The sequence below is a fragment of the Dokdonella sp. genome (assembly GCF_049593775.1).
Taxonomy (GTDB): Bacteria; Pseudomonadota; Gammaproteobacteria; order Xanthomonadales; family Rhodanobacteraceae; genus Dokdonella.
Window position 1 is genome coordinate 1 of the sequence record NZ_JBAWHJ010000185.1, and the last position, 11,884, is coordinate 11,884.

Annotated in this window: 10 protein-coding genes; all 10 read right to left on the minus strand. The window is 62.5% G+C overall.

Annotation, left to right across the window (positions count from 1 at the left end):
* Positions 1-273 precede the first annotated feature (273 nt).
* Complete coding sequence (locus WBP53_RS06390) at positions 274-1,956, minus strand: Mur ligase family protein (protein WP_423927079.1); 1,683 nt, start codon at positions 1,954-1,956, stop codon at positions 274-276.
* 80 nt (positions 1,957-2,036) lie between these two features.
* Entirely contained in the window at positions 2,037-4,835 is a 2,799-nt protein-coding gene (gene cphA / locus WBP53_RS06395; RefSeq protein WP_423927081.1) for a cyanophycin synthetase, read from the minus strand.
* Between the two features lie 5 nt (positions 4,836-4,840).
* Positions 4,841-5,683 carry a cyanophycinase gene (locus WBP53_RS06400; RefSeq protein ID WP_423927083.1) on the minus strand — a complete coding sequence of 281 codons (843 nt, stop codon included), beginning with the start codon at positions 5,681-5,683 and terminating at the stop codon, positions 4,841-4,843.
* Complete coding sequence (gene iadA, locus WBP53_RS06405) at positions 5,683-6,903, minus strand: beta-aspartyl-peptidase (RefSeq protein ID WP_423927085.1); 1,221 nt, start codon at positions 6,901-6,903, stop codon at positions 5,683-5,685. Before iadA ends, WBP53_RS06400 begins: the two co-directional genes overlap by 1 nt.
* Before the next feature lie 153 nt (positions 6,904-7,056).
* On the minus strand, positions 7,057-7,626 hold the full coding sequence (locus WBP53_RS06410; protein ID WP_423927087.1) for an NADPH-dependent FMN reductase: 570 nt from the start codon (positions 7,624-7,626) through the stop codon (positions 7,057-7,059).
* Positions 7,627-7,695: 69 nt separating this feature from the next.
* Complete coding sequence (locus WBP53_RS06415; RefSeq protein ID WP_423927095.1) at positions 7,696-8,253, minus strand: 1-acyl-sn-glycerol-3-phosphate acyltransferase; 558 nt, start codon at positions 8,251-8,253, stop codon at positions 7,696-7,698.
* Between the two features lie 35 nt (positions 8,254-8,288).
* On the minus strand, positions 8,289-8,714 hold the full coding sequence (gene arfB, locus WBP53_RS06420) for an alternative ribosome rescue aminoacyl-tRNA hydrolase ArfB (protein ID WP_423927089.1): 426 nt from the start codon (positions 8,712-8,714) through the stop codon (positions 8,289-8,291).
* Between the two features lie 303 nt (positions 8,715-9,017).
* Complete coding sequence (locus tag WBP53_RS06425; RefSeq protein ID WP_423927091.1) at positions 9,018-9,749, minus strand: pseudouridine synthase; 732 nt, start codon at positions 9,747-9,749, stop codon at positions 9,018-9,020.
* A 17-nt stretch (positions 9,750-9,766) separates the two neighbouring features.
* Positions 9,767-11,419 carry a ubiquinone biosynthesis regulatory protein kinase UbiB gene (ubiB, locus tag WBP53_RS06430; protein WP_423927097.1) on the minus strand — a complete coding sequence of 551 codons (1,653 nt, stop codon included), beginning with the start codon at positions 11,417-11,419 and terminating at the stop codon, positions 9,767-9,769.
* Positions 11,420-11,427: 8 nt separating this feature from the next.
* On the minus strand, positions 11,428-11,884 hold a 457-nt coding region (locus tag WBP53_RS06435; RefSeq protein WP_423927093.1), incomplete at its 5' end, for a ubiquinone biosynthesis accessory factor UbiJ.

The following is an 11,884-nucleotide window of genomic DNA, read 5'->3' on the forward strand; positions in this document are numbered from 1 at the left end:
TCTGAGACCCGCCCCTACGAAACATCGAAGCGTGGCTGCGAGCGGAACTTGCGTGGTGTAGGAGAGACATTCATGTCCGATGCTCCTTGGCACGATGAGATGAAGCATCATGGCTGAAGCCAACAACGAAGCGGAAACGCGAGGCTAGTGATCGAATTCTGCGGCACAATTCGGCTTTGACCAGCCATTCGGCTGTTGAAAGCCGCAGGAGCGACATTCATGTCCGATGCTCCTCGGCACGATGAGATGAAGCATCATGGCTGAAGCCATTTCCTACAAGGAATCGGGCAAAGCCTGACCCGCCTGCCAATGCGATTTTTCGAGGCTATCAAGCAGGGCTCTGACATCCTTCTTTGCGGACATCTCGTGTACCGGTAGCACCAGGACATCATCGGGGCGAGCCCAGGCCAGGGCTTCGCGCGCGGCCTTCAATTCACCCGGCTGCATCGGCAATGCCATTGGCGGCATTCCCAGAGCCAGCAGTTCCTCACGAAGCAAAGTCGCCACTTCCGCTTCGCCGCGCCCGCGAATGTATCCGTGCATTTCCTTGAGCACGACAAGATCCGGCGTGAAGGTTGCGGCCATTGCCGCAAGCGCACGGATTTCTGCATCGCCGCGATTGCCGGCCTGGCCAAGGATCAGTCCAAGCCTGCCCTTTCCTCCCAGGGATCTGGCTATCGAGAGCAGGCCGTGCAGGCCTTCGGGGTTGTGCGCGTAATCCATCAGCACGCTGATGCCGCCAAACTTCCACTGCTCGAGGCGACCGGGGTTGTCGTCGCGTCCGAGACCAAATCGGGACAGTACGTCGACGATGGTAGCTGTCGTGATTCCCAGCGCATCCGCGAGCAGGGCGGCACCGGCCAGGTTGGAAATGTTGTAGGTGGCGTGGCCGAACGCGCTCAATGGCATCGCAACGACTGCGCCCAATGACGTTCGCACATCACCATGGCTGAGCCAGAGCTGGCCCTCGCGGACACCGCACGTCGTGCCGCCGTTCGCCCGATGTCCACGCATGAGCACGTCATCATCGTCGAGCGAGAACCACGCAATTCGGCAGACAAGCTTCTCCGCGCGCTTGCGCAACAGCGCGTCGTCAGCATTGAGTACGAGTGTTCCGCGCGAGTGGAGTGCACGCGCGACGATCAGTTTGGCGTCGGCCAGTCCGCCAAGGTCGTCAATGCCGTACTCGCCGAAATGATCGTCACTGATGTTGGTGACAATGGCCGCGTCGGCATGATCGATAGCCAGCCCGCGGCGCAGCAAGCCGCCGCGCGCGGTTTCGAGGATGGCCGCCTCGACCTCGGGTTGACGCAGCACGCTGCGCGCGCCGGATGGGCCGGAATAGTCGCCAGTCTCAAGCATGCGGCCATCGATGAAGACACCATCCGTGCAACTGAAGCCACAGCGCAGACCGTGTGCACTCAGCATCGCTGCAAGCAGGCGCACGGTCGTGGTCTTGCCGTTCGAGCCGGTAACCAGGCTCGTGGGAATGCGATGCAACGCGCTCCATGACACGGAATCGGGGTGGGGCAAGGTGGCCAACGGCCAGCTTCTGCCGCCGCTGCCGGTGCCGATGCTCAGGCAATCCTCATCCAGCAGCACGGGCAGGTCGCGTTCGTTCGCTGCCTGCATCAATGCGAACAGATCGGGAAGTCGCTCGGCAGCAGAATGTCGCCGCAACATCTGCAGCGCCGACTCGGGGTCGGTGCCGTGCGGATGGCCCGGCGCAAACAGTTCGGCTCTGCCTCGTGCCGCCATCCAGGCCCATTCGTTGACTTCAGTGGCCGTGTACAACTGGTCGATCGGGGCGGCAAATGCGAGGGCGGCGCCGCCGTGATGCGGGCGCATGTGCACCGGCGCATCGGGCCAGCCAAGCAGCTTTCGCATGGTTTCGATGTTCTGGCGCCATGCTGCAACGATCTCGGCACTGGCGATACTCGCGCCGACAACTTCCAATACCGCACCGGGCTCGGTGAAGTACAGGTTGGGTCCGGTCAGTCGGCGCGAATCCTCGAACGATAGGGTGGCTGGCAGGCTCAGTCGTCCTGCTCCCGCGAAAGATGGATGCCGCGTTCGTCGCGAACGAAGCCGTCCCACTCACTGGGAACGAAGCGTTCTTCTACTGCAGCAGCGGGGGGATCCTGAGGTGCAGGTGGTGTTTCGATAGCCGGGGACTCTGGCACTCCGTTTGGCCTGAACTTGATTACCTGCTTCCACGAACGCACCAGAGAATCGGCAAAGATCAGCAGCAAGTCACCAGCACGGCCCATGCCAAGTCCGGCCTCGATTGCCTCCTGCTCGTCGGGGATGATCGAGATCGCCGATTCCGACACGCCGAGTTCGCGCAGGCGAGCTGCCTGCAACCTGGGTACTTCGTCGGGGGCGCGTCCGCGCAGTGAATCGTCGCGCCGGCAAATGTAATGATCGAAGCGGCCGGCGACTGCGTCGGCAATGTCGCACAGGTCCTGGTCGCGGCGGTCGCCGGGACCGGCCAGCACGACGATGCGTTGGCCAGCGACATCCAGGCGTTGCGCAAGATCCGCCATCACGCCGACCGCATGCGCATTGTGCCCGTAGTCGAACAACACCTTGAACGGGTGTTCGCTGAATACGTTCATGCGCCCGGGCGCCTGGAAGAAGGTGCTGTCGAAAGTGCGCAAACCCTGGCGAATGGCATCGAGCTTGATGCCCATCGAGAATGCCATGGCCGCGGCGACCATCGCATTCTGCACGTTGTGCATCGCACGTCCTTCGAGCGTCGCCGGGATCAGGTGGGTCCACAAAAGCGGGATATGGCCACCCTTGTCATACAAGGTGATCATCTGCCCGTTGATGCCCGCTTCCAGTGCGCAAGCGCGGCCGCCAGCGCGAATGTGTTCGCGAACCAGGCCATGCTGCGGATTCATCGTCACGTAGCAGATGACCTTCGCATCGGTGTAGCCGGACATCTTCAATACCTGCGGGTCATCGGCATTGAGTACGGCACAGTCCTCCGCGACTTCGACAACAATGCGCTTGATCTCGGCCAGCTGTTCAAGCGTCTCGATGCCCTTCATGCCGAGATGATCCGACTGCACGTTGAGCACGGCACCGACGTCGACCCTGGGTACGCCCATGCCGGCGCGCAACAAGCCGCCACGTGCGGTCTCGAGCACGGCCAGGTCGATCTGCGGATCGGCCAGCACCATGCGCGCGGATACCGGGCCGGTCATGTCGCCCTCGACGGTACGCTGACCATCGATATAGACGCCGTCGGTGGTGGTCAGGCCGGGCGTATAACCAGCCATCTTGGCGATGTGAGCAAGCATGCGCGCCGTCGTGGTCTTGCCGTTGGTTCCGGTGATCGCGGCGATCGGCACGCGCGAAGGCGTGCCAGACGGGAACAGCATGTCGATGACCGGGCCGGCCACGTCACGCGACTTACCTTCGCTGGGAGCGACGTGCATGCGAAATCCGGGTGCAGCATTGCACTCACAGATGCCGCCACCGATCGACTTGTAGCTCTCGGTGATATTGGTGGTGAGGAAATCGACGCCGCCGACATCGAGTCCGATGGCGCGGATCGCGCGCACGGCCATGTCGCGATTGTCGGGATGGATGACATCAGTAACGTCGGTGGCGGTGCCGCCCGTGGACAGATTCGCCGTCGAGCGCAGGTGGATGACCTGGCCCTCGGCCAGCACGCTATCGGCTGCGACTTCTGCACGCGACATCATCATCTCGGCCTGGGCGTCGAGCTCAAGCCGGGTCAGGACCTTTTCATGGCCGACGCCGCGCCGTGGATCCTGGTTCACGATGTCGACCAGTTCCGCAATCGTGTGCACGCCGTCGCCCACCACATGGCCGGGCGTGCGCCGCGTTGCGGCCACCAGTTCGCCATTGACCACGAGCAAGCGGTGATCATCACCTTCGAGGAAGGTTTCGACGATGACCGATCTGGAGTGTTCACGGGCCTTGGCAAAGCCTTCCTCTACCTCGGCCTCACTGGTCAGGCGGATCGAGATGCCGCGGCCGTGGTTGCCGTTGTAGGGCTTGGTCACGACCGGATAGCCGAGACGACTTGCTGCGCGGTGTGCCTGTTCCACCGTTTGCACGAGCTCCTGGCGCGGCACCGGCAGGCCAAGCGAGCCGAGAATCTTGTTGGTTTCTTCCTTGTCGCCGGCCAGCTCGACGGCGATCTGTGATGTGCGGCCGGTGATCGTGGCCTGGATACGTTGCTGGAACTTGCCATGGCCCAGTTGCACCAGCGACTGATCATTGAGCCGCAGCCAGGGGATGTTGCGTTCTTCGGCAGCCTTGACCAGCGAAGCCGTCGAAGGTCCGAGCGCGCGCCGCTGCGCATAGCGGATGAAGGCATCGCGTGCCTCCGGCCAGTTCCAGTCTTCGGGCACGATGCCGTGGGGTCGGATTTCGGGCGGCAACAGAGAGCACAGCAGGCGCTGCGCGAGTTCACCGGCAGCGATGCCCTCCTCGCGCTGTTCGTATTCGTAGACGACCGAATAGACGCCGGGACGATCGTCGATGCTGCGTGTCTTGCCGAAGGTGACATCTTCGCCTGCGATGTTCTGCAGTTCGATCGCGACATGTTCGAGGACATGACCGAGCCAGGTGCCCTCGTCTTCCTTCATGCGCCGAATGAAACCGCCCGGCTCGCGATACGAACACCCGTGCTCGGCGAGACCAGGCAGGGCACCAACCAAGGTATCGACATAGGCCTCGCCGAGCTTGCCAGTTGGCCACGCTTCGAGCGACTCGAGATCGAGTATCAGCCGGATGACAGGAAAATGCGCATACGCCGAGGGGCCGACATATACCGAACGATCGAGAATGCGCACTACGGTTACTCCTTTGGAGAGATCAGCGTTCCGGCTGCGGCACGACGCGTGTGCAGATTGAAGGTGGCGCCATGAACGAGCATGTGCACGCCCAACCCTAACAGGCACACCGGATCACCTTCGTCGGCACGGTCCATCGAAGAGAACTGCAGGTCGACTGCATCAATGACGGTGACCGAGCCGCTGCCTTCGACTTCGAGTGTGTTGTCCGGGCCGATGAAGGCGGCAGTGTCTTCGTCGAGTCCGATGCCTATCGCGAACGGATTGAAGGCCAGCGCCGTGGCGAGGCGACCGAGACGGTCGCGCTGGCGGAAGTGCTGGTCGATGATGAATCGGTTGGTCAGGCCCAGGCCTGGTGCGAGACGTACGCTACCGGCGCGCGGCGAGCCACCTTCTTCGCCGAAGGCAATCATGTGCTCGCTGAGGATGGCGGCGCCCGCGCTGGTGCCGGCAACATGTACGCCAACGGCATTGCGTTGACGGATCAACTTGGCCACCGAGGTGCCGCCCAGCAGGGTCGTGATGCGCAACTGGTTGCCACCGGTGAAAAAGATGCCGCTGGCGCGCTCGATACGCTCGAGACGACTTTTTTCCTCGCAGTCCCGGCGTGTGTCGAACTCGAGCGACTCGACGTTCGATACGCCGAGTTCGCGGAAGATCTGTTCGTAGCGTGGACCGGTATCGAGCATCCGGCTTGCCGTCGGCAGGACGACGATGTCGGCATCCTCGCCGCCACAGAGTTCAACGAACCGGCTCAGGATGCGTGGATCGTTCTCCTTTTCCTCGGCGCCACCAATCGGGATGATCCACCCGCGTTCTTCACCGTCAGCCACTTTGCTTGGACACATCAATCGGAACTACTCTGGAAAGGGGGTGCCGATGGTAGCGGTTCGAACGCGCCACGTCGCATGGTCTTGCCCTCGCGCAGGTGCCAGTAGCCACCCAGCAGGACATCCGTGAGCCTAGCTTCCTCATCCAGCACGAGCAGGTCGGCATCGTTGCCGACTGCGATGCTGCCCTTGCGCGGAAGGCGCAACAGGTTGGCGACATTGCTGGTAAAGGCCGGAAGAATGCGTTCCAGCGGCAGGTCGCGACCGAGCAACTCCTGGATCGTGGTCAACAAGGCGCCGGGTGTGCCGACATCCATGTGGCTCAGCTGGCCTTCCGCATCGAAACATGGAAGGCAGCCACCGGCATCGGAACTCACGCTGACACGATGCGCAGCTACGCCACTGTCGAGGTAGCGCTGCAGTGCATCAGCCGCGCTCCAGGCATCTTCGCCTTCCTCGACCGGAAATGCAGTGATATCGACGTGGCAACCCTTGGCAGCCAGCTCGATGGCCTCCTCGAACAGGGCACGACGCCGATTGACGTGGGTGGGGTTGAATACGCGCGCAGGCAGTTCGCTCTCGGCGAGGGCACGACGGACCAGATCCAGGCCGCGCGGGCCATCGCCAAGATGCAGGTGGATGACGCCGGCCTTGCCGCTCATGAGTCCGCCGACATGGGCTTCGGAAGCGATACGCAACAGTTCCTCAAGTGTAGGCTGGCTGCTGCGATGATCGCTGATGGCGAGTTCACCCACGCCGATCAGTGGGTCGACGAAGGCGATATCGCCGCGAATGCTGCCAGTCAGCGTGGTCGGAGGCAGGTGGTAGCCGCCGCTGTAGCCCCAGGCGCCCATGCCTTGCTCGCGCAAGGCAAGCAGGTTGGCGACAAGCTCGCGTGTGCTGCGCGCACAATCATCCGTGCCAAGCAGGCCGATTACGGAAGTCACGCCACCATGCGTGTAGCGGCTCAGGGGCAATGGCGAGATACGTGTGGCGAAACCGCCTTCACCCCCCCCGCCGGTCACGTGGACATGGCCATCGACGAAGCCAGGCAGCAGGCGCGCGCCATCAAGATTGATCGAATCAATGGCCATGCCTGACGGCGGCTCAAGCGTCGACGCCGACATGGCCAGAATGCGACCGCCACCGATCAGCAGGTTCTGCAGACCGACCGACTCCGGCGCGAATACCTTGGCATTGCGCAACAGGAGCATGGGTGGCGAGTCTGGGTTCTGCATTGGGTGAACTCTAGCAGCCTCTCGGGGTTTGGTGGTTGAGGCGAACGGTCGGCACGATCACGCCCGTTTCCTGCAGATCAGGCCAAAGCTGAAAACGGACACGCTTGCTGCGACTCCGATCCGGAGCCCTGCGTCAGGATGATCCGGTGCCACTCATTCTCCAGCCGCACTGCTCGCGGCAAAGGCGGCGAAGCCGTCCAGGAACTTGCGCAACTGCTCGCGCGTGGCTTCATCAACCAGCTCACCCTGGTCATCGAACACCTTTCCTGCGCGTGAAACCATCAACCGACCCTCGGCCCAATGCCGCACGCCGAGCGTGCGCAGCACGGGTAGCCATGCATTCTGCGAGAGGATGGTTCCGAAACCGCCCGGCGAGGCACCGATCACCGCGACTGGGCGACCCTTGAAGATCGGGGCAGCATCGGGCGACGGGCGCGACAACCAGTCGATCGCATTCTTGAACACGCCAGGCATGCTGTTGTTGTATTCGGGTGTGACCAGCAACAAGCCGTCGCTGGCGGCGATGCGATGATTGAGCTCGAGCACGCTGGTGGGGACACCTTCGCGTTCTTCGACATCGCCGTCATAAAGTGGAATGCCGTGCAGTGTGGCTGCATCAAGTGTCGCTTCGGCGGACATCAGCTTTCCGGCTGCTCGCAAAAGGGCCGTATTGAGCGACTTCTGGCGCAGGCTGCCGGAGATGCCAAGGATACGTGTGCTCATGTCAGCGACTCCAGGTAATGGACGAGTTGAACGTTGAAGGCTAGCGTGGCGAAGTGTTCCCCAAAAGGATCAGTCGACGCTTCGACATTTGCCGCGCCATGGCGAATAGAACTCGCGAAGACGCCGCAGGTCGGCGGCCATGTCCTCGGTGGTATGGAACAGCGGCCCAAAGCCGATGGTTCGTTCGGGATAGTGGAAGTACACAAGCACGATCGGCACATCCGCGGCACGCGCGATATGCCAGAAGCCGGTTTTCCATTTGCTGACTTTCTTGCGCGTCCCTTCCGGCGCTATCCCTATCCAGAGCTTGCGGCTTTCGCGCAGGCGCGCTGACATTTGCTCGACGACACCACAGGTGGTGGTGCGTTCGATCGGGATGCCACCGAGCTTGCGCAGGAACCAGCCCAGCGGCCAGAAGAACAGTTCTTGTTTTGCCATGAACGAGACATCGGCGCCGATAGCGATCTTGACCCCCAATCCCCAGACACCGTCCCACCACGAGGAATGTGGCGCGGCGATCAGGATGGCGCGCGGCACGTCAGGCAGTTCGCCGGCCAGCTTCCAGCCGAAGCCGACAAAAAGTCTGGCCACAAACCTGCGCCATCGGCTCGGCGCGAACTGCGGCATGGAAGGCGGCAGGCGTGCCGGCAGCGCAGGAGGCTTCAATCACCACTCCAGTTTTGCGCACCGCGTCCCGACTTGATCGTCGCGCGCTTTTTCTTGGTCGTGATGCGTCGTTCCTTGGATGCGCGCGTCGGCCGCGTCGCCACGCGCTTCTTCGGCACGAACTGCGCGGCACGGATCACCTCGGCCAGGCGCACGCGTGCATCGTCCCGGTTCTTGGCCTGATCACGAAAGCGATTGGCCTGGATCACCAGCACGCCCTCGTCTGTCAGACGCCGGTCGCGGCGTGCGAGCAGACGCTCACGCAGGGCCTCGGGCAACGATGGTGACCGGGCGACATCGAAACGCAACTCGACCGCGCTGGCAACCTTGTTGACGTTCTGTCCGCCCGGACCGGACGAACGCACGAAGCGTTCGACCAGTTCGTCGTCGGGGATTTCGAGTTTGGAGTCGATCTCAAGCATGTGGCTATTCTAGCGGGGCGCGGCGGTGGGTGTTGGAGGTGAGGCCAGGGGGCAGGAGCAAGTTTGCTCCTGTCGCGTTGCGCCTTGCTCCTGTCTTGTAGGAAATGGCTTCAGCCATGACGCTCTTTCGACCTGCTGTTCGGTTGTTGAAAGCCGAGACATTCACAACGGCATCGGGCGTGAACGCCATTCCTGCGCGGTCTTCAACAGCCGGATGGCTGGTCATGTCAGCAACCGAAGCGGGTTTCGAACGCCGTCCTCGCACTGCCGCTCCGGTGTTGGCATCGAGGCTGAAGCCTTCTCCTACGAAAATCGGCTGGCGGGCGCGAGCTGCGAGGGGTTTGCGTGGCTTGGGAGGTTCCACTCGAAGCGCTGCAGCAACCCGGCGTATTCGGCATCCAGCGGTGCCTCGATCGTGAGTTGCCGCTTTTCGACGGGGTGTTCGAATTGCAGGCGCCAGGCGTGCAGCAGCAGGCGATGCACGCTGTAGTGCTGCTTGAACAGCCGGTTGTGTTCGGTGCGACCATGGCTGGTATCGCCGATCAGCGGATGGCGCAGATGTGCGAAGTGACGGCGAATTTGCCGGTAGCGGCCCGTTTCGGGTGAAATCGAAACCAGCGCGTAACGCTGCTGGGGATAGCGGTTGATCGCAATGGGCACTTCGATCGTGTGCAAACGGTTCCAGCGCGTCAATGCGGGTTTTCGGTCGCTGTTTTCCCGCACTCCGGGCAAGGCATAGTCGAGTTCTCCGGTCTCTTCAGGCCAGCCGCGGCAAACGCCCAGATACGTCTTCTCAACATCCCGTTGCATGAACTGGCGTCCCAGGGTGCCGGCAATCTCGCTGTTGCGGCCCACCAGCAGGACGCCGCTGGTTGCGCGATCCAGTCGATGGATCAGGTGCAGGCGCCCGCCGAGCTGTTCGCGCAGCACATCGATCAGGTAGGCGTCGTCAGCATTGACCATGCGGCTGCGATGCACAGGCATGCCGGCGGGCTTGTTGACGACGACGAGATGCTCGTCGCAATAGAGGATCATGGCCGGAAAGGGATCCTTCAGCGCGACCGGTGTGCAACGAAAAAGGCAATAATCGCGCCCACCGCCAGGCCGATGGCCCAGAGGGAGAGGCCGGACCAGCGTGGCGCTTGTGTGTCCAGAGCCTGCAGCAAGGCAGCGCCGATGGCGAGGCTGGCGCCGATGACCAGCGGCACTGCGAGCCGTGCGCTATGACCGGAATGGGCCTCGATCCGGCGCAGGTCATCCGACGCAATGCGCAGTTGCAGCGAACCGCTGGTCACCTGTTCCAGATAGGCATGCATCAGCTGCGGCATGTCGGGCGCAGCGGCCAGCCATTCGGGAACACGCTGTCGCAGCCGCTTGATGAACATTTTCGGGCCGTGTTGCTTCTTCCAGATCGTCTCCAGCACCGGTCGCGCTGTCGCCCAGATATCGATATCCGGGTGCAATAGCCGACCCACTCCTTCGATGTTGAGCAAGGTCTTCTGCAGAAGGATCAGCTGTGGCTGCACGGTAAGCTGGTAGCGTTGCGCCATCTGGAACAGTTTGACTACCACTTCGGCCAGCGAGACTTCGCTCAAGGGTCGCGTGAAATACGGTTCGCATACGGTACGGATCGCTGATTCCAGTTCATCCATGCGCACTTCGGCGGGCATCCATCCGGCACGCAGATGCAGTTCGGCGATGCGCTTGTAGTCCTGGCTGAACAGGGCGAGGAAGTTTTCCGCCAGCCAGTACTGATCCTTTTCCGGCAGCGTGCCCATGATGCCGAAATCGAGCACGATGAAGCGTGGGTCGTGTGGCCGCGAGGCGTCGACCCAGATGTTGCCGGCGTGTGCGTCGGCATGGAAGAAGTTGTCGCGAAACACCTCCGTGTAGAACAACTGCACGCCCTTCTCGGCCAGGCGCACGCGGTCGATGCCGGCGGCATCAAGGGTGGCGAGATCATCAACCGGTATGCCGCGCACGCGTTCCAGCGTAAGCACGCCTACTTGGGTGTGCGACCAGATGACCTCCGGGACATACAGATCGTTCGAGTCCAGGAAATTCCGGCGCAACAAGCTGGCGTTGGCGCCCTCACGCTGCAGGTCGAGTTCGTTGAGCAGGGTGGATTCAATTTCGGCGACCACGGCCAGCGGGCGGATCTTGTCAGCTCGCGGGTGGACACGCTGGACCAGTTCGCCAAGCGCGCGTAGCAGGTCGATGTCGCGCCCGATGCGCGTTGCAATGTCAGGACGCAATACCTTGACGACGACTTCGCGCCCATCCGCCAGTCTAGCCGCATGCACCTGGGCGATTGACGCGGAGGCAAGTGGCGTCTCTTCGAAATACGAATAGCGATCCTCGATGCTGGCGCCTAGTGCGGATTCAACAGCCGCGCGTGCTTCGGCACCCGGAAACGGAGATACCTTGTCCTGCAAGGCGGTGAGCTCGTCGGCAATATCGGCCGGCAGCAGGTCGCGGCGGGTGGACAGGATCTGGCCGAACTTGACGAAGATCGGGCCGAGTTCGGTCAGGGCCAGGACCAGGCGTTTGCCGCGCGGCAATGACGCCACGTCAGCTGGTACACGCCGAACGAACAGGCGTGCCCAGCGCAGCAGGCGAAAGCGATGCGCGTCATCGACGACGTCGTCCAGTCGGTAACGCACGATCACGGCGGCAATCCGCAGCAGTCGTGGCAAGGAGCGCAGGGATGTCGTCATGAGCGCTGCGCCTGATCCAGCCGGCGCATGCGTGCTTCGAGGCGATCACCGCGTTCGCGCAGTTCGTCGACTTCGTCGAGGAACTGTTCCATCTCCGGCTTTGCGATCAGGTCGCGGCTTTCCTCGACAAGATAGTCCGCGCCGTCGCGTACCAGGGAACCTGCCGATTCGCGTGCAGCCGTGAGGCCACGCCGAAACAGCCGGGCAATCTGGAAGCCGACCACGTCACCAAACACGCGCGCGAACGCCTCGTCGACATCGGGTTCAAAACGGGTGGCGACGCGCTCCAGCCGACGTGCCAGTTCGGCGTCACCTGCGATCTCGACCTGTCCGGGCGGGACCGCTGCATCAGGGTCGCCACGCAGACGCGCAAATGCCATGCCGAGCAGGCTGCCCGGTGTCGCAGAAACGCGAAGCTGGCTGTCGCCTTCGAAAGCCGGCCCAACGACAAGT